We start from the raw sequence: 19,009 nt of genomic DNA, 5'->3' as shown, positions 1-19,009 counted from the left end.
GCGGTGGCGGCCGGTGCGGCCATTCCCCGGAATCTTCTGGGATTCAACCAACGCCCCCCTGTTGGATCGTGTGCCACGCCTCTACCATGCGTGATCCGGATCACTTATCTGAGTCTTATGGCTGGTCCGGGGTCCGCCCGAGCGGAACCCGGGCCGGCCCCCGGGAAACCCGCCCCTTCGTGTCAGGAGAGCCCGTGAGTGCCGCACCGACCCTCGACCCGGGGACGCATGAGCCGCCCGACTACCGCCAGGTGCAGTCGAGCCCGGAGTTCGACGAACTCCGGCGCGCGCACCGCTCGTTCGCCTTCCCGCTGACCGTCGCCTTCGTCCTCTGGTACCTCGGCTACGTGCTGCTGTCGAGCTACGCCGGCGGCTTCATGGCTCTCAAGGTCGCCGGCCACCTCAATGTCGCCTTCGTCCTCGGTATCGCCCAGTTCGTGACGACCTTCCTCATCGCCTGGTGGTACTCCCGGCATGCCGCCGCCAAGCTCGACCCGCGGGCCGAGGCCATCAAGTCCCGCCTGGAGGGCGTCACCCTCAGCAAGGAGGGCGACGCATGAACCTCACCCACCAGCCGCTCGTGCAGCAGCTCGCGGCCGGCGGCGCGGGCGAGCACCGCGCCCTGATCGTCACCCTCTTCGCGGTCTTCGTCGCCGCCACCCTCGGCCTCACGGTCTGGGCCGGCCGGCAGACCAAGGGCGCCGAGGACTTCTACGCCGGCGGCCGGCAGTTCACCGGCTTCCAGAACGGGCTGGCCATCTCCGGCGACTACATGTCCGCCGCCTCGTTCCTCGGCATCGCCGGCGCCATCGCCCTCTTCGGCTACGACGGCTTCCTGTACTCCATCGGCTTCCTGGTCGCCTGGCTCGTCGCACTGCTCCTGGTCGCCGAACCGCTGCGCAACTCCGGCCGGTTCACCATGGGCGACGTCCTCGCCTACCGGATGCGCCAGCGACCGGTCCGTACGGCCGCCGGCACCTCCACCATCATCGTCTCGATCTTCTACCTGCTCGCCCAGATGGCCGGCGCGGGCGCCCTGGTCACCCTGCTCCTGGGCATCACCAGCGAGGCGGGCAAGATCCTGGTCGTCGTCCTCGTCGGCATCGTGATGATCCTCTACGTCACCATCGGCGGCATGAAGGGCACCACCTGGGTGCAGATGGTCAAGGCGGTGCTGCTGATCGCCGGCACCCTGCTGATCACCTTCCTGGTGGCGCTGAAGTTCCACTTCAACCTCTCGGACCTGCTCGGCGCCGCCGCCGAGAACAGCGGCCAGGGCGCGGCCTTCCTGGAGCCCGGTCTCAAATACGGCGCCACCGCCACCTCGAAGATCGACTTCATCTCGCTGGGCCTGGCCCTCGTCCTGGGCACCGCGGGACTGCCGCACATCCTCATCCGCTTCTACACGGTCCCCACCGCCAAGGCCGCCCGGAAGTCCGTGAACTGGGCGATCGGCATCATCGGCGTCTTCTACCTGATGACCATCGCGCTGGGCTTCGGCGCCGCGGCCCTCATCAAGCCCGAGACGATCACCACCTCCAACAAGGCGGGCAACACCGCGGCCCCGCTCCTCGCCGAGGCGATCGGCGGCGGCGCCGGCTCCACCGGCGGCGCCATCCTGCTCGCCGTCATCTCGGCCGTCGCCTTCGCCACCATCCTCGCGGTGGTCGCCGGCCTCACCCTCGCCTCGTCCTCCTCGTTCGCGCACGACCTGTACGTCAACGTGCTCCGCAAGGGCCGGGCCACCGAGAAGGAGGAGGTCGGCGCCGCCCGCTGGGCGACCGTCGGCATCGGCGCGGTCGCGATCGTGCTGGGGGTCTTCGCCCGCGGACTGAACGTCGCCGGCCTGGTGGCGCTCGCCTTCGCGGTCGCCGCCTCCGCCAACCTCCCGACGCTCCTCTACAGCCTGTTCTGGAAGCGCTTCACCACCCAGGGCGCGCTGTGGTCCATCTACGGGGGCCTCGCCTCCTCCGTCTTCCTGGTGCTCTTCTCCCCGGTCGTCTCCGGCAAGGAGACCTCGATGTTCCCCGGCGCGGACTTCGACTTCTTCCCGCTGGAGAACCCGGGACTGATCTCCATCCCGCTGGGCTTCCTGCTCGGCTGGCTGGGGTCGCTGCTGTCGAAGGAGGAGCCGGACGCCCAGAAGTACGCCGAACTGGAGGTCCGCTCGCTGACCGGGACCGGCGCCCACTGAGGCGCTCCGGCTGAGCCGTCCCTCCAGGGGCCGGGCGGGGCGGCCTCGTAGAGATCTACGACGCCGCCCCGCCCACCTCGTGCTTCTCCTCCCTGCTCGCTGTCACACCCATCGCGTAGGCTCGAAGAAGTACCGATCTCCGAAGGAGACGTACCGAGCCATCACTCTCGGGGAGGGGGCCCAGTGCTCATCGACACCTTTGGCCGTGTGGCCACCGACCTGCGCGTTTCGCTCACCGACCGGTGCAACCTGCGGTGCACGTACTGCATGCCGGAAGAGGGCCTGCAGTGGCTCGCCAAGCCCGATCTGCTCACCGACGACGAGATCGTCCGGCTGATCACCCTCGCGGTGCGCGAGCTGGGCATCGACGAGGTTCGCTTCACCGGCGGTGAGCCGCTGCTCCGCCCCGGTCTGACCGGCATCGTCGCCCGCGTCGCCGCCCTCACCCCGCGCCCCCGGATGTCGCTGACCACCAACGGCATCGGCCTGGAGCGCACCGCCGCCGCCCTCCGCGACGCCGGCCTGGACCGTGTCAACGTCTCCCTCGACACCCTCCGGCCCGAGGTCTTCCAGGCCCTGACCCGCCGCAAGCGGCACGACGACGTCCTCCGCGGTCTGGAGGCGGCCCGCGCTGCCGGTCTGACCCCGGTCAAGGTCAACACCGTCCTGATGCCGGGCCTCAATGACGACGAGGCCCCCGACCTGCTGGCCTGGGCGATCGCCCACGACTACGAGCTCCGCTTCATCGAGCAGATGCCGCTGGACGCGCAGCACGGCTGGAAGCGCGACGGCATGATCACCGCAGGCGACATCCTCGCCTCGCTGCGCACCCGCTTCACGCTCACCCCCGAGGGCCAGGAGGAGCGCGGTTCCGCGCCCGCCGAGCGCTGGATCGTCGACGGCGGCCCGCACCGCGTCGGAGTGATCGCCTCGGTCACCCGCCCCTTCTGCCGGGCTTGCGACCGCACCCGCCTGACCGCCGACGGCCAGGTCCGTACGTGCCTGTTCGCCACCGAGGAGACCGACCTGCGCGGCGCCCTGCGCTCCGGGGCCCCCGATGACGAGATCGCGCGGATATGGCAGACCGCCATGTGGGGCAAGAAGGCGGGCTCCGGTCTGGACGATCCGTCGTTCCTGCAGCCGGAGCGCCCGATGTCCGCGATCGGCGGCTGAGCTGGTCCGGCCTCAGCGACCGGCGGCCGAGGCCTCCCACTCGGCCAGTGTCACGACGTCCTTCAGGAAGCCGCGCACCCCGAGGAACTGCGACAGATGCTCCCGGTGCTCCTCGCACGCCAGCCAGGTCTTGCGCCGGTCCGGCGTGTGCAGCTTCGGGTTGTTCCAGGCCAGCACCCACACCGCCGCGGCGCGGCAGCCCTTCGCGGAGCAGATGACGGCGCTGTCGGCGGAGTCCTGGGAATGGGGGGAGATCACGGCTCAACCCTACGTCCTGGGCCCGCGCCCCGGTCCGGCGATCCCGCCCTCGGGCCCTGCGGACATGACGACGCCGGGCAGCCACGGGGGGAGCCGCCCGGCGTCGGTCTGTCGCTCCGACGGGGGATGCGGAGCGCGTACGCAGTATGTCACGGGGGATGGCGCCGAGTGCACCGGAACTCCATGATTGATCTGAGCTTTTCTTGAGCTTTGCAGACCGCGCACGGACCGGGAGTTGATCAGCCGGGGTCCTGTCCCGGGGTGGAAGCGCCCGCCGCCGGACGCTCCGGAACGGACCCGTCCGGGGCGTCGGAGGTTCCCGGCGTCAGCATCGTCCTGGTCGGGCCCGCGACGAACGTCTTCGGGAGCGAAGGGACGTTCTCCCGGCCCGCGTTGGCGATGACGACCGCGATATAGGGCAGCGTCAGGCCCAGCACCAAGGTCGCGATGGCCACCGGCCGCTCGATGTTCCACAGGACGACGGTCAGCACCACGGCCACCGTCCGCACCGCCATCGAGATCACATACCGGCGCTGCCGTCCGCGCACATCCTCGGACAGCCCCTGCCGGGCTCCCGTGATCCGGAAGGTCTGGCCGCTGCTCTGCTTCCGCATCACGCTCCACCACCTGGTCAGTCATGCCGGATTCTCCCCGGTATCCGGTCGGTTCCCACGGTACGCCGCGACTGCGCCGCCTTCGAGACCGGGTCGTGCCCTCCCGCACCCGGGCCGGCCGGGCCACCGTGTGTACCCGAGGCTCCGGCGTGCGCCGTAGTCGAAGCGGGGCGACACTGACGAAACGACCGTCATCTGCACCGTGCCGCGGGAGGAGTCGACATGACGTGGTTGTGGGCCATCATCGTGGGCCTGGTGCTGGGCCTGATCGCGAAGGCCATCATCCCGGGAAAGCAGCAGATTCCGCTCTGGCTGACCGTGATCTTCGGCATGCTGGGCAGCGTGCTCGGCAACTGGGCGGCCACCGGCCTCGGCGTCAACGAGACGGGTGGCGTCGACTGGCTCCGGCACCTGCTCCAGCTGGCCGGTGCGGTCCTCGTCGTCGCTGTCGGTGACCGTCTCTGGGTCTCGATGCGGGGCCGCAAGAGACAGGCGACCTGAGAGAGGGCCCGGGCGGCCGGTGCGCGTACTCCGCGCACCGGCCGCCCGCCCGTCGTCTCAGCGGCCGTCGAGCCGGGCCAGCTTCCGGCCGGCCTTCAGGTACGCGACGCCGGCGGTGTCCGCCAGCTTCTCGGCCAGCACCTCGGCCAGCGGCCGGGCCGCGTCGGCCTCCGCCAGCACCACGGTCTGCCCGCCGCCCTCGCCCTCCACGACCAGCCGCAGCGCGTTCTGCTTGGCCAGCCGCCGCGCCGCCGAGGCGCTCGGGGTGAACTCCAGCGCCGTGGTCAGCACCGCCGCCACGGTCTCCGCACCGTGCGCCGCGACGTCGACGGACGGCAGCGACTCCACGTCGGAGAACGACTTCTTGGAGAACTGCGCCACGAAGCCGGCCCGCGCCGCCATCGCCGCGTCCAGCCCGTACAGCGCGGTCACGACCTCGCCCGCGAGGATCTTCTTGAGGTCCATCGGGTGCATCGCGCGGTCCGCGACCCGGCCCAGGACGAGCGTGATCTCCTCGTCGGTCCACTCCGTCCAGGCCTTGAGGTACGGCTCCATCAGCCGGTCCGGCACCGACATGATCTTGCCGAAGACATCGTCGGCGGACGCGTTCAGCCCGACGTAATTGCCCTTGGACTTGGACATCTTGGCGCCGGTGCCGTCCGTGCCCTCGATCAGCGGCATGGTCACCACCAGCTGCGGCCGCTGCCCGCGCAGCTCCATCAGCTTGCGGCCCATCTGCAGGTTGAGCAGCTGGTCGGAGCCGCCCAGCTCCACGTCGCACGCCAGCGCCACCGAGTCCAGGCCCTGCGCGATGGGGTACAGCAGCTCCGTCATGGTCAGCCCCGACCCGGCCGCCAGGCGGTTGCGGAAGTCCTCGCGCTGCAGCAGCTGCGAGGCCGGCACCTGGGCGAGCAGCGCCAGCAGCTCCGGGAAGGTGTACGGCGCCAGCCACTCGCTGTTCTGCCGGAAGCTGACCTTCTCGAAGTCGAAGAAGGGGCGGACCTGTTCCCGGTACGTCGCGAGGTTCTGCGCGATGTCCTCGTCGGTCAGCGGGGGGCGCTCGGCGGTACGGCCGGACGGGTCGCCGATCTTGGCGGTGAAGTCACCGATGATCAGCGTGACGTCATGGCCCAGCCGCTGGAAACGGCTCAGGATGATCAGCGGGACCGCGTGCCCGAGGTGCACATCGGTCGCCGTCGGGTCGATGCCCAGCTTGATGTGCAGGCCCTGGCCGGCCGCCCGGCGCTCCTCGATCCGCTCGGCCAGCTTCTCCACGCCCGGCAGGACCTCGACCGTACGGGCCGCGATCAGCTCGGCCTGCTCCTTGGCGGGCAGGTCCGTCAGATCCAGAGAGCGCCGGGCGCCCGTCTCCTGGAGCAGCTCCCGGACCGTGGCGTCCGAGGAGAGGTCGGCGGAGAGCAGCTGGCTGGCGCGGGCGACGGATTCGCCGAGGCGTGTCATGGCGTTCCTGATCGATCGTGGTTCCCAAACGGGAGGACAAGCGGACAGTCTATTCGCCCCGTACGACACTCCCGCGCGCTCCGCCCACGCCGCCCGCGCCGCCCGTCCGCCGGACCCGGCCCGCCGCGAGGGGCCGGGCCGGGCGCACGCCGTGCCTCACACCCCGCGGCTGACCGAACTCATGTTGAAGTCCGGCACCCGCAGCGCCGGCATCGCGGCGCGGGTGAAGTAGTCGCCCCACTCCCGCGGCAGGGTCCGCTCCGTACGGCCCGCCTCCACCGCCCGGGACAGCAGGTCCACCGGCGACTCGTTGAACCGGAAGTTGTTGACCTCGCCGACCACCTCGCCGCGCTCGACCAGGTAGACCCCGTCCCGGGTCAGCCCGGTCAGCAGCAGCGTCGCCGGGTCCACCTCGCGGATGTACCACAGGCAGGTCAGCAGCAGCGCCGGACCGTCGTGGCCGGCGGCCGCCACCATCTCGTCCAGTGAGCGCGAACCACCGCCCTCCAGAAGGAGGTTGTCGATGCCCGGTGCCACCGGCAGGCCGGTCAGCCCCGCGCTGTGCCGGGTGGTCGGCAGCCGGTGGAGCACCCCGTCACGCATCCAGTCGGTGGCCGTCAGCGGCAGCCCGTTGTCGAAGACCGAGGCGTCGTCGCCGGAGGAGTGCGCCAGGACGAACGGCGCGCACTCCAGCCCCGGCGCCCACGGGTCGCTGCGCAGCGTCAGCGGCAGCGCGCTGAGCCGCTCGCCCAGCCGGGTGCCGGCCCCGGGCCGGTCCGCCGGCCCGTCACCGCCGGCCGCCTTCGAGAAGACCGTACGGCCCTCGGCGGCGTCCCGGGCCCCGGACGACCACATCTGGTAGATCAGCAGGTCGGCGACGGCGGTCGGCGGCAGCAGCGTCTCGTACCGCCCGGCGGGCAGCTCGACGCGCCGCTCGGCCCATGCCAGCCGCCGGGTCAGCTCGGTGTCCAGCTCCCGCGGGTCGACGTCGGTGAAGTCGCGGGTCGCCCGGCCGGCCCAGGCCGAGCGGGGCACGCCCCCGCCGGAACCCGCCGACTTGGCGTTCAGCTCCAGCGTTCCGCTGGGCTGGTCGTGCCGCAGCCGCAGCCCGGTCGAGGTGCCCAGGTACGAGGAGACGACCTCGTGGTGGGCGAAGCCGTACAGCTCCCGGCCGCCGGACCGGGCCTGCCGGAAGGACTCGCCGAGGGCCGGCGCGAACGCCGCGAACACCTCCGACGAGGTCTCGGCGGGCGCCTCGGTGAAGCCGGCGGACGCCTTCTCGCCGGCGACCAACGGCTGGGCGTCCTCGGCGGGCCCGGCCTCCCGCGCGGCCGCCTCGGCGGCCCGGACCAGCGGCTCCAGGTCGTCCGCTGTCACCGCGGAGCGCGAGACGACACCGGACGCGGTGCCCTGCCCGCCGTCCACGGTCGCCACCACCGTCAGTGTGCGCCCGCGGGTGACGCCGTTGGTGGTGAGCGCGTTGCCCGCCCAGCGCAGGTTGGCGCTGGAGTGCTCATCGGCGATGACCGCACAGCCGTCGGCACGGGAGAGCTCCAGCGCCCGCTCGACGATCTCGTGCGGGGCGTTCGTACGCGGCCTGCGGCTCATCGACCGGCCTCCTGCGTCGTGTTGAGGATGTTCACGCCTTCGAAGAGGGCGGACGGGCAGCCGTGCGAGACGGCGGCGACCTGGCCCGGCTGGGCCTTTCCGCAGTTGAAGGCGCCGCCCAGTACGTAGGTCTCCGGGCCGCCGACCGCGGTCATCGAGCCCCAGAAGTCGGTGGTGGTCGCCTGGTAGGCGACGTCCCGGACCTGCCCGCAGAGACGGCCGTCGCGGATCGCGTAGGCCCGCTGCTGGGTGAACTGGAAGTTGTACCGCTGCATGTCGATGGACCAGGAGCGGTCGCCCACGACATAGATGCCGCGCTTCACCCCGGAGATCAGCTCCTCCGTGGACGGCCCGTCCGCCGCCGGCCGCAGCGAGACGTTCGCCATCCGCTGGACCGGCACATGGCCGGGGGAGTCCGCGTACGCGCAGCCGTTGGAGCGGCCCAGGCCCGTCAACCGGGCGATCCTGCGGTCGAGTTGGTAGCCGACCAGGGTCCCGTCCCTGACCAGGTCCCAGGACTGCGCGGCCACCCCCTCGTCGTCGTAGCCGACCGTCGCGAGCCCGTGCTCGGCGGTCCGGTCGCCCGTCACGTTCATCAGGGCGGAGCCGTACGCCAGCTTCCCGAGCTGGTCGAAGGTGGCGAACGAGGTTCCCGCGTACGCCGCCTCGTAGCCCAGCGCCCGGTCCAGCTCGGTGGCGTGCCCGATCGACTCGTGGATCGTCAGCCAGAGATTGGAGGGATGCACCACCAGGTCGTACGCCCCGGCCTCGACGGTCGGTGCCCGCATCTTCTCGGCGAGGTGCTCCGGGATGCCGGCCAGTTCGCCGTCCCAGTCGTAGGAGCCGTCGGTCAGGTACTCCCAGCCGCGCCCCACCGGCGGGGCCAGGGTGCGCATCGAGTCGAAGTCGCCGCTCGCCGGGTCCACCGCGACCGCGGTGAGCTGTGGGTGCAGCCGGACCCGCTGCTGGGTGGTGCTGGTGCCCGCGGTGTCCGCGTAGAACTTGTTCTCCTGGACGGTCAGCAGCGCGGCGTCCACATGGGCCACGCCCTCGGCGGCCAGCAGCCGCGCGCTCCACTCCGCCAGCAGCCCGTTCTTGTCGGCGTCCGGGACGTCGAAGGGGTTGATCTCGTACGAGGAGACCCAGGTGCGGTCAGGGTGTGCGGGTTCGTCGGCCAGCTCCACCCTCTCGTCGGAGCCCGCCGCCTTGATCACCTTCGCGGACAGCTTCGCCATCGCCACCGCCTGCGCGGCCACCCGCGCCGCGGCGTCCATCGTCAGATCCACCCCGGACGCGAACCCCCAGGCCCCGCCGTGCACCACCCGCACCGCGTATCCCAGGTCGGTGGTGTCCGAGGCCCCGGAGGTGCGGGCGTCCCGCAGCCGCCAGGACGCGCTGCGAATCCGCTCCAGACGGAAGTCCGCGTGGTCGGCGCCCAGTGCGCGGGCGCGGGCCAGCGCGGCATCGGCCAGCGCGCGCAGCGGCAGCGCCAGGAATGTGTCGTCAACGGCATGGGGTGCAGGCAAGGAGTCCTCCCGTGGTCGGCGCCTGCATCATGCCCTGTGCCGGGCCCGCGGCCCAGAGCGCGACGGGGTGGCGGTGGCCGGTGCGACACGGGTGGCGGGGGCCGGCGCGGTGCCGGACTCCGCCGTGGTTCTGTGGAGACCCCACAGTGACCGGCGCGCGTGCCTGTCCGTGCTGGATTCCCCGGAAGGGCGCCGTGACCGATAGTTTCGTATCGAACGCAGGACGGACAGAAACGGAAAGGGTGATCTCTTGAGCCGCTCGGTTCTGGTCACCGGAGGTAACCGCGGCATCGGCCTCGCCATTGCCCGTGCCTTCGCCGAGGCAGGCGACAAGGTCGCCATCACCTACCGCTCGGGCGAGCCCCCCGCGGGATTTTTGGCCGTGAAGTGCGACATCACGGACAACGAGCAGGTCGAGCAGGCGTACAAGGAGATCGAGGAGAAGCACGGTCCGGTCGAGGTGCTGGTGGCCAACGCCGGCGTCACCCGTGACCAGCTGCTGATGCGGATGTCCGAGGAGGACTTCACCTCGGTAATGGAGACCAACCTCACCGGCACGTTCCGGGTGGTCAAGCGCGCCAACCGCGCGATGCTGCGGGCCCGCAAGGGCCGGGTCGTGCTGATCTCGTCCGTGGTGGGTCTGATGGGCGCGCCGGGCCAGGCGAACTACGCCGCCTCCAAGGCCGGGCTGGTGGGCTTCGCCCGCTCGCTCGCCCGCGAGCTGGGCAGCCGCAACATCACCGTCAACGTCGTCGCCCCCGGCTTCGTCGACACCGACATGACCCGGGTGCTCACCGATGAGCAGCGGGAGAGCATCGTGAAGCAGGTTCCGCTCGCGCGTTACGCGCAGCCCGAGGAGATCGCCGCCTCGGTCCGCTTCCTGGCCTCCGACGAGGCCGCGTACATCACCGGAGCCGTCATTCCTGTCGACGGCGGATTGGGCATGGGTCACTGATCAGCATGAGTGGAATCCTCGCAGGCAAGCGCATCCTGGTCACGGGTGTCCTGACCGAGTCGTCGATCGCGTTCCAGGCGGCCAAGGTCGCCCAGAACGAGGGCGCCGAGGTCATCCTCACCGGCTTCGGCCGGCTCTCGCTCGTGGAGCGGATCGCCAAGCGGCTGCCCAAGGAAGCACCGGTCATCGAGCTGGACGTCACCAACCAGGAGCACCTGGACGGCCTGGCCGACAAGATCCGTGAGCACCAGGGCGAGGGCGCCCGCCTCGACGGCATCGTGCACTCCATCGCCTTCGGCCCGCAGGGCGCCTTCAACTTCCTGGAGGCCGAGTGGTCGGACGTGGGCACCGCGGTGCAGGTCTCGGCGTACTCCTACAAGTCGCTGACCATGGCCTGCCTGCCGCTCATGGAGCACGGCGGCGCGGTCGTCGGCCTCACCTTCGACGCGCAGATCGCCTGGCCGAAGTACGACTGGATGGGCGTGGCCAAGGCGGCGCTGGAGAGCACCAACCGCTACCTCGCGCGTGACCTGGGCCCCAAGGGCGTCCGCTGCAACCTGGTCTCGGCCGGCCCGATCAAGTCGATGGCCGCCAAGTCCATCCCCGGCTTCGAGGAGCTGGCGGACGTGTGGAACCACCGCGCGCCGATCGGCTGGGACCTGGCCGACCCGGAGCCGGCCGGCCGGGGCGTCGTCGGCATGCTGTCCGACTTCTTCCCGCGGACTACGGGCGAGATCGTGCACGTCGACGGCGGTGTGCACATGATGGGCGCCTGACGCCCGCAGCACCTCCGTACCGCCCGTCCCGGTCCGCCGGGGCGGGCGGTACGCGTTTCACCGGTACCGCCCGCCGCCCGGAGAGTGCCGGTCCGCGGGTCAGCCGCCCTCCGGCAGGCCGAGCCGGCAACCGAAGGGGTGCGCCCCGGCCTCGGCGGCGGCCCGGTCGGCGTCGCCCGCGCGGATCGCCTCCACCAGGCGGGCGTGGTCCATGTGCGCCTCCGGCCGCAGCTCCTCGCCCACGTCGGCCCGGAGGAACTCGCGCAGCACGCCCCCGAGGTCGGCGTAGATCTCGGCCAGCACCTCGTTGTGGGAGGCCGACACGATCGCCATGTGCAAGGTCGCGTCCGCCTCCACGAAGGCCTCCGCCGCCCCGGACTCCCAGGCCCGCTCGCGCCGCTCCAGGAGGGCGTCGATCTGCCGCAGGTCCTGTGCGGTGCGGCGCTCCGCGGCGAGCCGGGCGGCCGACGCCTCCAGGGCGCTGCGCAGCTCGGCAACGTGCCGCGGCTCGGCCGCGGCGAACCGGCGGTTCATCACCCCGGCGAGTTCGCTGGTGGCCACCACATACGTGCCCGACCCCTGGCGGATGTCCAGCAGCCCGTTGTGGGCCAGCGCCCGGACGGCCTCACGGACGGTGTTGCGGGCCACCCCGAGCTGCTCGACGAGCTCCGGCTCGGTCGGGATGCGAGATCCCATCGGCCACTCACCGGACGTGATCTGGGCGCGCAGCTGCGCGATCACCTGGTCCGCCAGCGCGGACCGGCGGGGCGAGGTCAGAGGCATGGCTGCGCTCCGGGGGGAAGGGGCGGACGGACGGCGGCGGTGCGGCGCCCGCCGGACCCTGCCGGCTCCCGGCGCCACCCGGGACAGCAGAGGCTATCGGCATCGGCTGGACAGATATTCATCCCATGATTCTATGATGGGCCTATGGCAGACGACGACCTCGCGACCCTCGGCCCCGCCGCCGGGCCCCGTACGACCACTACCGACACCCCCGCCGACGGCCGGGAGCACCCGCAGCCGGAGCCCGCGCAGCCGGAGCCCGCGCAGGCCGGGCCGGCCGGTCGCGTGCCGTGGGTTCTGGTCGCCGGCCTCGTCCTCGCCGCGCTCAACCTCCGCCCGGCCATCACCAGCCTCGGCGCCCTCCTGGAGGAGGTCCGCACCGGTCTCGGCATGAGCGGCACCGTCGCCGGGCTGCTGACCTCCGTCCCCGCCCTGTGCTTCGCCGCCTTCGGCATCGCCGCGCCCCGGCTGGCCCGGCGCCGGGGGCCCGGCGTGATCGTCTGCGCCGGGATGGCCGCGATCGCCGTGGGCGTCGCGGTGCGCCCGTTCGCCGGCGGCACCGGCGGGTTCCTCGCCGCCAGCGCGCTGGCCCTGGCCGGAATCGCGGTCAGCAATGTCCTGATGCCGGTGGTCATCAAGAGCTGGTTCCCGCACCGGGTCGGCACGATGACCGGGCTCTACTCCATGGCACTGGCCCTGGGCACCTCGCTCGCCGCGGCGCTCACCGTCCCCATGACCGCGGCGCTGGGCGGCAGTTGGCGCACCGGCCTGGGGGTGTGGGCGGCGCTCGCCGCGGTCGCGGTGCTGCCCTGGCTCGTGGTGGTCCGGCAGCGCCGGGCCGCCGCCGGCGCGGCCCCGTCCGGCGCGGCCCGGCCCGTGGAGACCCCGGTACGGATCACCGCGTCCCCGACCGCCTGGGCGCTGGCCGCCTTCTTCGGCCTGCAGGCCACCGCCGCGTACATCACCATGGGCTGGATGCCGCAGATCTTCCGCGACGCCGGGGTCTCGGCGGGCACCGCGGGGGTGCTGCTGGCGGTCACCATGGCGATGGGTGTCCCGCTCTCCTTCGTCCTGCCGCGGCTCGCGACCCGGATGCGGCACCAGGGTCCGCTCGTGGCGCTGCTCGGCCTCTGCGGGCTGGCCGGCTATGCCGGACTGTGGCTGGCCCCGGCCGCCGGCGCCTGGGCCTGGGCACTGCTGATGGGCATCTCCAATTGCGCCTTCCCGCTGGCCCTGACGATGATCGGGATGCGCGCGACCAGCGCCGCCGGCGTCGTCAAGCTCTCGGCCTTCGCCCAGAGCGTCGGCTATCTGATCTCCATCCCCGGGCCGCTGCTGGTCGGCACGCTCTACCAGCACAGCGGCGGCTGGGGCCTCCCGATCGCCCTGATGGCCGGGCTCATGGTGCCGCAGGTCGCGGTGGGTGTGCTGGCCGGCCGGGACCGCCGGATCGAGGACGAGGCGTGAGTGCGACACTGGGCCCATGCCAGTGCTCGAACCGAATCCGCAGGGCGGACAGAAGAAGCTGCTCCTCGTCGTGGGCGCCATGCTCGGCGTGACCGTCGTCGTCGCGATCCTCGCGAGTGTCATCGCGCCCTAGCGGGGCCCCGGAGCCCGCGGGCTGGGGAGAGCCCCCGCGTCCCCTAGGGGGCGGACCTCAGGGGGAAGTGGGTGGTTTCCCGGGTGGGAACCGCCGCCGGTGATCCGTAACGTCGTCAGTGCACCGCGGACCGCGGTGCGCGCGCCGTGATCGGCGGTCGCGCAGCCCGTCGACGCCTTGGGGGAGGCGATCCGTATGGCAGCCGTGTTCCGCCGGTCACCCGCGGCCGAGACGTCCCGGCCGCGGACGCGGCTGCCGTGGTGGGCGCCGGCCCTGGCGGTGATCTCCTTCACGGCCCTGCTGGCGTTCGTCGCCGGTTCCCCCGCGGCGAGCGCCGCGAGTGCCCGGCAGGGCCTGGGTCCGCTGCTGGAGTTCCTGGCCGGGCTGGTGCTCGGCGGCGTCCGGTGACCGCCCGTGCCCGCGTCCCACCCGGCGGAACGAGCGCTTCAACACCCCGCGCCCCGCGCCGCCTTTCGTGCGAAGCTGGGACGCATGAGCGCCGATACACCCCGCCGGATTGTCCTCCTCCGACACGCCAAGGCCGAATGGTCGGACAGCAGCGACCATGAGCGTCCGCTCGCCGACCGCGGCCGCAAGGATGCCCCGGTCGCCGGCCGCTGGCTGGCCGGAGCCGGGATCACCCCTGATCTGACCCTGTGCTCGACGTCAGTGCGTACCCGCGAGACCTGGAAGCTCGCCGTTCATGAACTCCCGCAGCGGCCCAAGACCGTCTACGAGGAGCGGATCTACGAAGCCTCTCTCGGCGAGCTCATCGCGCTGCTCAACGAGACCTCCGACGAGGTGAACGACCTGATGCTGGTCGGCCACAACCCCGGGGTGCACGCCCTCGCCGACGCGCTCTCGGGCGACGCCGAGGGCGATCTGCTGCCGCGGATGAACCGCAGCGGCTTCCCGACCTCCTCGGTGGCCGTGCTGACCTTCACCGGCTCCTGGAAGTCGGTCGAGCACGGCGTCGGACGCCTGGTCGCGTACTGGACACCGCACGACTGATCCCGGCGCCTCCGCCCGCCCGGTGCGAGCGGGCAGCGGAGACCGGCGAGGGCCCCGGCGGAGGATTCCGCCGGGGCCCTCGCCGTGCAGGACGGGCTTCCCGTCAGGTGCGCCGGCCCGCGGTCGCGTCCGGGCCGGTGCGGCCCGGACCGGGCGGGTCATCCGACGTGGGTGTCCGCCGCCTCGACCTCTTCGCGGGTGATGCCCAGCAGATAGAGCACGGTGTCCAGGAACGGCACGTTCACGGCGGTGTGCGCCGCTTCCCGCACCACCGGCTTGGCGTTGAAGGCGACCCCGAGCCCGGCCGCGTTCAGCATGTCGAGGTCGTTGGCGCCGTCCCCGATGGCCACGGTCTGCGCGAGCGGCACCCCCGCCTGCTGCGCGAACTCCCGCAGCAGCCTGGCCTTGCCGGCCCGGTCCACGATGGCGCCGGTGACCCGGCCGGTGAGCTTGCCGTCGACGATCTCCAGGGTGTTGGCGGAGGCGAAATCCAGCCCCAGCTCCTCCTGGAGCGCATCGGTGACCTGGGTGAACCCGCCCGAGACCACGCCGACTTGGTAGCCCAGCCGCTTCAGCGTCCGTACCAGGGTGCGCGCACCGGGGGTGAGCCGCACCTCCTTGCGCACCGCCTCGACCACGGACGCGTCGAGCCCGCCGAGCAGCTCGACCCGTGCGTGCAGCGACTGCTCGAAGTCCAGCTCACCGCGCATCGCGGCGGTGGTGACCTCGGCGACCTCGGCCTCACAGCCGGCGTGCGCCGCGAACAGCTCGATGACCTCGTCCTGGATGAGCGTCGAGTCGACGTCCATGACGACCAGCCGCTGCGCCCGGCGCTGCAGCCCGGCCGCCACCACGGCGATGTCCACCCCGAGCGGTGCGGCCTCCGGCGCCAGCACCGTCCGCAGCGCCTCGGTCTCGGCTCCGGAGACCGCGAACTCGACGGCGGTCACCGGATACTTGGCGAGCCGGAAGATCCGGTCGATGTTGCCACCGGTGGACGTTATGGCGGCGGCGATCGCGGCGGCCGACTCGGCGGTGAGCGGATGCCCCAGCACGGTGACGTGCGAACGTCCGGTGCCGCGCGGACGGTTGTCACCCCGGCCGGAGATGATCTCCGCCTGGAGGTTCAGCGACTCGGCCCAGCTGTGCACGGTGGCCCGCAGGTCGCCCTCGGCGGCGCCGGTGCCCTGACTGGGGGAGGGGGCGGTGACCAGCGCGCACAGGGTGATGCGTCCCCGGGTCACCACCTGCTCGATGTCCACGACATCGACGGAGTAGGCGGCGAGGGTGTCGAAGAGACCTGCGGTGATGCCGGGCCGGTCCTTCCCGAAGATCTTGACGAGCAGGGTCGGTACGTCATCGCCCGGTACGGCGGTGGCAGGCGGGATCTGCGATGCGCTCATGGTCCCCTTACGGTAACCGCCGGGCGGACGCCTCCGTACGGGTGTCCGGGGTTCGGAACGGCGCGGCCCCGTGCCGCGCGCCCGCACCCCGTCGCTCCCGGCCCCGGCCGCCGCCGTGATCGTTATGGAGTCGTGTCCGGCCCGCCCCGGACCGTTGGCCGGGACGTCCGCGCGGCGTGCCAACGCCCTTGCCGGGCCGCGGCGTTCGGCGGACCGGCGGGACACGGCCACGACGGCCGCACCCTCGGGCGGGCATTCGTCCGCTTCATCCCATGATGCGGCCTCCCGGGCGGACGCGCAGGACGTACCCGGAGGCCCCGCGCCGCACCCGCGGCACCCGGTCCGTCCGGATCACCCGGAATCCGGTGATGCCTGCCCATCCATGGGTGCTTCCCGCGCTCCGGGAGAGTTCGGCGGCCTCGCGCGAGCCCCGCACACCCCGGTCCCGTCCCGGTTTCCGGTCGGTGGGCCGAGCCTGAAATAGTTCCTCACGATGTTCACCATCCCTAGACTTCCCATAGAGGGCGTCACTCGGGGGACTATGTAATGGGGCGTGGAGTGCCTGAACTCGTACTCGAATTGAACGGAAGGACCTGGACGCTCGACCCGTCCCGGTCCTACAACGTGGGCCGTGATCCGCAGGGCGACATGGTGCTCGACGACGCCAGGGTCTCCTGGCGGCACGCCACCGTGAGATGGGCCGGCCGCGGCTGGATCATCGAAGACCAGGGCAGCACCAACGGCACCTATGTGCAGGGCCAGCGGATTCACCAGATGGAGATCGGGCCGGGCTCGACCGTGCATCTGGGCAATGCCACCGACGGGCCCCGGGTGACGCTGTCGGCACCGGCCGCCGACGCCTTCAGCGCGCGGCCCGCGACGGCGGCGCCGCAGCAGCAGGCCGCGCAGGGCTGGCAGGCGCCCCCCGCGCACCAGCCGCCGGTCCAGCAGCCGCCCGTCCAGCAGCCGCCGGTCCAGCAGGGCTGGCAGGCGCCGCCGCAGGACCGGCAGCAGCCGTACGTCCCGCCCCAGCAGGCGCAGCAGCCGCAGCAGGCCGTGCCCCCGCAGCAGGCCCGTCCGCAGCAGGAGCGCCCCGCGCAGGGTGCGGGCGGCGGACCGGCCCACGGCGACCGCAGCCCGACCACCTTCCACCGCCTCGACACGGGCCGGGTGATGCGCATCGGCCGTGCGCTGGAGAACGAACTGGTCGTCTCCGACCTCCAGGTCTCCCGCCACCACGCCGAGTTCCGCGCCACCCCCGACGGCCGCTTCGAGATCCGCGACCTCGGCAGCCACAACGGCACCTACGTCAACGGCCAGCCGGTCACCAAGTCCGGTACGGCACTGATCGGCCCGAACGACATCATCGGCGTCGGCCACTCCACCTTCCGGCTGGTCGGCGACCGCCTGGAGGAGTTCGTCGACACCGGCGAGGTCTCCTTCTCGGCCCGCCATCTGACCGTCACCGTCGACGGCGGCAAGCAGATCCTCAAGGACGTCTCCTTCGGCGTCCCCGAGAAGTCGCTGGTCGCGGTCATCGGCCCGTCGGGCTCCGGCAAGTCCACCCTGCTCAAGGCGCTGACCGGCTACCGGCCCGCCAACCAGGGCGATGTCCTCTACGACAACCGGAACCTCTACAAGCAGTTCGCCGAACTGCGCCAGCGCATCGGCCTGGTCCCGCAGGACGACATCCTGCACAAGGAACTGACCGTCCAGAAGGCGCTGCGCTACGCCGCCAAGCTCCGCTTCCCCGGCGACACCGCGGAGTCCGAGCGCGAGGCCCGGATCGACGAGGTGCTGCGCGAGCTCAAGCTCGACATCCACAAGGACAAGCGGGTCACCTCGCTCTCCGGCGGTCAGCGCAAGCGGGTGTCGGTGGCCCTGGAGCTGCTCACCAAGCCGTCGCTGATCTTCCTGGACGAGCCGACCTCCGGACTCGACCCGGGCATGGACCGCGATGTCATGCAGCTGCTGCGCGGCCTCGCGGACGACGGCCGTACGGTCCTCGTCGTCACGCACTCGGTGGCCGAACTCGGGCTGTGCGACAAGCTCCTGGTGATGGCCCCCGGCGGTGGCGTGGCCTACTTCGGCCCGCCCGCGGAAGCGCTCAACTTCTTCCAGTACGACAGCTGGGCGGACGTCTTCTCGGCGTTCGAGAACTACCGCGACTACGACTGGATGGGGCGCTGGCGCGGCTCCCCGCACTACCAGATGTACGCGGCCGACATCGACGCCGTCGCCCCGCAGTCGGTCAACGTCCAGGTGCCGCCGGCCCGGATACAGAAGTCCCAGAGCTGGGGCTCGCAGCTGTGGACGCTGATGCGCCGCTATGTCTCGGTGCTCGCCTCCGACCGCGGCTTCCTGGGACTGATGCTGATCCTGCCCGCGGTGCTCGGTGTGGTCTCGATGCTGATCCCCAGCGACTTCGGTCTCGGCTACGGCCCGCCGGCCAAGCACCGCACCAACCGCGACGCGAGCACGATCATGCTCATCCTCGCGGTCGGTATGTGCTTCTCCGGCGCCGCCAACTCGGTCCGTGAGCTGATCAAGGAGCGGGTCATCTACGAGCGCGAACGGGCCACCGGCCTCTCGCGGTCGGCGTATCTGATGTCCAAGGTGATCGTGCTCGGGGTGGTCACGGCCATCCAGGGCGTGATCATCGCGGCGATCGGCTTCTCGACCCGGAACATGCCGGCCGAGGGCCTCGTGGTGGCCAAGGCCCCCGCGGTCGAGATGACGCTCGCGGTCATCGCGCTCGGCTTCACCTCGATGATGTTCGGCCTGATCATCTCCTCGCTGGTCAAGACCGCCGAGAAGACCATGCCGCTGCTGGTCATGTTCGCCATCGTCCAGGTCGTCTTCACCGGCGTGCTCTTCCAGCTGTTCGACACCCCGGGTGTCGCGCAGTTCGCCTGGCTGATGCCGTCGCGCTGGGCCATCGGCGCGATGGGCGCGACCGCCGACATGAACACGCTGCTGCCGTGGGAGCCGGGCAACCCGGACCCGCTGTGGAAGCACCAGACCGGTGTCTACGTGATGGACCTGATCATCCTGATCGCGCTGGGCATCGGCCTCGCCTTCGCCGTCGCCCGGCTGCTGCGCCGCCACGAGCCGGAGGTCATGCGCAAGTAGCGCCGTGCACCGCA

The 19,009-nt window shown here is 71.8% G+C and carries 18 protein-coding genes; 11 read left to right on the top strand and 7 right to left on the bottom strand.

Annotated features, from left to right (window positions below):
* Nucleotides 1-194: 194 nt before the first annotated feature.
* From ACGFN2_RS33065 to moaA, 3 genes are all read left to right on the top strand, one after another.
* A complete protein-coding gene (locus ACGFN2_RS33065; protein ID WP_362610910.1) occupies nt 195-560 on the top strand; it encodes a DUF485 domain-containing protein in 366 nt (121 codons plus the stop codon).
* On the top strand, nt 557-2,194 hold the full coding sequence (locus ACGFN2_RS33060; protein WP_393366457.1) for a cation acetate symporter: 1,638 nt from the start codon (nt 557-559) through the stop codon (nt 2,192-2,194). Before ACGFN2_RS33065 ends, ACGFN2_RS33060 begins: the two co-directional genes overlap by 4 nt.
* A gap of 183 nt (nt 2,195-2,377) precedes the next feature.
* Nucleotides 2,378-3,367, top strand: a complete 990-nt coding sequence (gene moaA, locus ACGFN2_RS33055) for a GTP 3',8-cyclase MoaA (RefSeq protein ID WP_393366455.1) — start codon at nt 2,378-2,380, stop codon at nt 3,365-3,367.
* A 12-nt stretch (nt 3,368-3,379) separates the two neighbouring features.
* On the opposite strand, the gene ACGFN2_RS33050 is transcribed toward moaA, so the two are convergent.
* Nucleotides 3,380-3,625: a hypothetical protein gene (locus ACGFN2_RS33050; RefSeq protein ID WP_362610916.1), complete on the bottom strand. Its 246-nt coding sequence runs from the start codon at nt 3,623-3,625 to the stop codon at nt 3,380-3,382.
* Nucleotides 3,626-3,864: 239 nt separating this feature from the next.
* Nucleotides 3,865-4,239, bottom strand: a complete 375-nt coding sequence (locus tag ACGFN2_RS33045) for a DUF3099 domain-containing protein (RefSeq protein WP_362610919.1) — start codon at nt 4,237-4,239, stop codon at nt 3,865-3,867.
* Nucleotides 4,240-4,461: 222 nt separating this feature from the next.
* On the opposite strand from ACGFN2_RS33045, the gene ACGFN2_RS33040 reads away from it, so the two are divergent.
* Complete coding sequence (locus ACGFN2_RS33040; RefSeq protein ID WP_362610921.1) at nt 4,462-4,740, top strand: GlsB/YeaQ/YmgE family stress response membrane protein; 279 nt, start codon at nt 4,462-4,464, stop codon at nt 4,738-4,740.
* 57 nt (nt 4,741-4,797) lie between these two features.
* Here the strand turns inward: ACGFN2_RS33040 and tyrS are convergent, their stop codons facing one another.
* The 3 genes from tyrS to ACGFN2_RS33025 all read right to left on the bottom strand — a co-directional run bounded on the left by tyrS (nt 4,798) and on the right by ACGFN2_RS33025 (nt 9,335).
* The gene (gene tyrS / locus ACGFN2_RS33035; protein ID WP_362610924.1) at nt 4,798-6,201 is read right to left on the bottom strand and encodes a tyrosine--tRNA ligase; all 1,404 of its coding nucleotides are present in this window, start codon (nt 6,199-6,201) and stop codon (nt 4,798-4,800) included.
* A 156-nt stretch (nt 6,202-6,357) separates the two neighbouring features.
* Nucleotides 6,358-7,809: a metallopeptidase TldD-related protein gene (locus tag ACGFN2_RS33030; RefSeq protein WP_362610926.1), complete on the bottom strand. Its 1,452-nt coding sequence runs from the start codon at nt 7,807-7,809 to the stop codon at nt 6,358-6,360.
* Nucleotides 7,806-9,335, bottom strand: a complete 1,530-nt coding sequence (locus ACGFN2_RS33025) for a TldD/PmbA family protein (RefSeq protein ID WP_393366452.1) — start codon at nt 9,333-9,335, stop codon at nt 7,806-7,808. Before ACGFN2_RS33025 ends, ACGFN2_RS33030 begins: the two co-directional genes overlap by 4 nt.
* Before the next feature lie 250 nt (nt 9,336-9,585).
* On the opposite strand from ACGFN2_RS33025, the gene fabG reads away from it, so the two are divergent.
* Both fabG and fabI read left to right on the top strand, forming a co-directional pair.
* A complete protein-coding gene (gene fabG / locus ACGFN2_RS33020) occupies nt 9,586-10,290 on the top strand; it encodes a 3-oxoacyl-[acyl-carrier-protein] reductase (RefSeq protein ID WP_393366450.1) in 705 nt (234 codons plus the stop codon).
* A gap of 5 nt (nt 10,291-10,295) precedes the next feature.
* Nucleotides 10,296-11,066, top strand: coding sequence for an enoyl-ACP reductase FabI (gene fabI / locus ACGFN2_RS33015; RefSeq protein ID WP_088797049.1), 771 nt, complete (start codon nt 10,296-10,298; stop codon nt 11,064-11,066).
* Nucleotides 11,067-11,165: 99 nt separating this feature from the next.
* On the opposite strand, the gene ACGFN2_RS33010 is transcribed toward fabI, so the two are convergent.
* Nucleotides 11,166-11,849, bottom strand: a complete 684-nt coding sequence (locus tag ACGFN2_RS33010) for a FadR/GntR family transcriptional regulator (protein ID WP_362610934.1) — start codon at nt 11,847-11,849, stop codon at nt 11,166-11,168.
* A gap of 144 nt (nt 11,850-11,993) precedes the next feature.
* Here ACGFN2_RS33010 and ACGFN2_RS33005 point away from each other — a divergent pair, with 144 nt between their 5' ends.
* The 4 genes from ACGFN2_RS33005 to ACGFN2_RS32990 all read left to right on the top strand — a co-directional run bounded on the left by ACGFN2_RS33005 (nt 11,994) and on the right by ACGFN2_RS32990 (nt 14,460).
* Nucleotides 11,994-13,316, top strand: a complete 1,323-nt coding sequence (locus ACGFN2_RS33005) for a CynX/NimT family MFS transporter (RefSeq protein ID WP_393366447.1) — start codon at nt 11,994-11,996, stop codon at nt 13,314-13,316.
* A 16-nt stretch (nt 13,317-13,332) separates the two neighbouring features.
* Nucleotides 13,333-13,449, top strand: a complete 117-nt coding sequence (locus ACGFN2_RS33000; RefSeq protein WP_362610938.1) for an SGM_5486 family transporter-associated protein — start codon at nt 13,333-13,335, stop codon at nt 13,447-13,449.
* Nucleotides 13,450-13,644: 195 nt separating this feature from the next.
* The gene (locus ACGFN2_RS32995; protein ID WP_362610940.1) at nt 13,645-13,857 is read left to right on the top strand and encodes a hypothetical protein; all 213 of its coding nucleotides are present in this window, start codon (nt 13,645-13,647) and stop codon (nt 13,855-13,857) included.
* A gap of 84 nt (nt 13,858-13,941) precedes the next feature.
* On the top strand, nt 13,942-14,460 hold the full coding sequence (locus tag ACGFN2_RS32990) for a histidine phosphatase family protein (RefSeq protein ID WP_362610943.1): 519 nt from the start codon (nt 13,942-13,944) through the stop codon (nt 14,458-14,460).
* Nucleotides 14,461-14,618: 158 nt separating this feature from the next.
* On the opposite strand, the gene serB is transcribed toward ACGFN2_RS32990, so the two are convergent.
* Nucleotides 14,619-15,863: a phosphoserine phosphatase SerB gene (gene serB / locus ACGFN2_RS32985; protein ID WP_393366444.1), complete on the bottom strand. Its 1,245-nt coding sequence runs from the start codon at nt 15,861-15,863 to the stop codon at nt 14,619-14,621.
* Between the two features lie 546 nt (nt 15,864-16,409).
* Here serB and ACGFN2_RS32980 point away from each other — a divergent pair.
* Entirely contained in the window at nt 16,410-18,995 is a 2,586-nt protein-coding gene (locus ACGFN2_RS32980; protein WP_362610949.1) for an FHA domain-containing protein, read from the top strand.
* Nucleotides 18,996-19,009: the final 14 nt, after the last annotated feature.

Origin of the sequence: Streptomyces sp. NPDC048612 (genome assembly GCF_043199295.1) — a bacterium.
GTDB lineage: Bacteria > Actinomycetota > Actinomycetes > Streptomycetales > Streptomycetaceae > Streptomyces.
This window is presented reverse-complemented; position numbering and strand designations above follow the sequence as displayed.

What these genes read in the sequence shown, in the direction of transcription:
- ACGFN2_RS33060 (WP_393366457.1), top strand. Translation starts at nt 557, where the DNA reads ATGAACCTCACCCACCAGCCGCTCGTGCAGCAGCTCGCGGCCGGCGGC.
- ACGFN2_RS33045 (WP_362610919.1), bottom strand. Translation starts at nt 4,239, where the DNA reads ATGCGGAAGCAGAGCAGCGGCCAGACCTTCCGGATCACGGGAGCCCGG.
- ACGFN2_RS33040 (WP_362610921.1), top strand. Translation starts at nt 4,462, where the DNA reads ATGACGTGGTTGTGGGCCATCATCGTGGGCCTGGTGCTGGGCCTGATC.
- tyrS (WP_362610924.1), bottom strand. Translation starts at nt 6,201, where the DNA reads ATGACACGCCTCGGCGAATCCGTCGCCCGCGCCAGCCAGCTGCTCTCC.
- ACGFN2_RS33030 (WP_362610926.1), bottom strand. Translation starts at nt 7,809, where the DNA reads ATGAGCCGCAGGCCGCGTACGAACGCCCCGCACGAGATCGTCGAGCGG.
- fabI (WP_088797049.1), top strand. Translation starts at nt 10,296, where the DNA reads ATGAGTGGAATCCTCGCAGGCAAGCGCATCCTGGTCACGGGTGTCCTG.
- ACGFN2_RS33010 (WP_362610934.1), bottom strand. Translation starts at nt 11,849, where the DNA reads ATGCCTCTGACCTCGCCCCGCCGGTCCGCGCTGGCGGACCAGGTGATC.
- ACGFN2_RS33005 (WP_393366447.1), top strand. Translation starts at nt 11,994, where the DNA reads ATGGCAGACGACGACCTCGCGACCCTCGGCCCCGCCGCCGGGCCCCGT.
- ACGFN2_RS33000 (WP_362610938.1), top strand. Translation starts at nt 13,333, where the DNA reads ATGCCAGTGCTCGAACCGAATCCGCAGGGCGGACAGAAGAAGCTGCTC.
- ACGFN2_RS32995 (WP_362610940.1), top strand. Translation starts at nt 13,645, where the DNA reads ATGGCAGCCGTGTTCCGCCGGTCACCCGCGGCCGAGACGTCCCGGCCG.
- ACGFN2_RS32990 (WP_362610943.1), top strand. Translation starts at nt 13,942, where the DNA reads ATGAGCGCCGATACACCCCGCCGGATTGTCCTCCTCCGACACGCCAAG.
- serB (WP_393366444.1), bottom strand. Translation starts at nt 15,863, where the DNA reads ATGAGCGCATCGCAGATCCCGCCTGCCACCGCCGTACCGGGCGATGAC.
- ACGFN2_RS32980 (WP_362610949.1), top strand. Translation starts at nt 16,410, where the DNA reads ATGGGGCGTGGAGTGCCTGAACTCGTACTCGAATTGAACGGAAGGACC.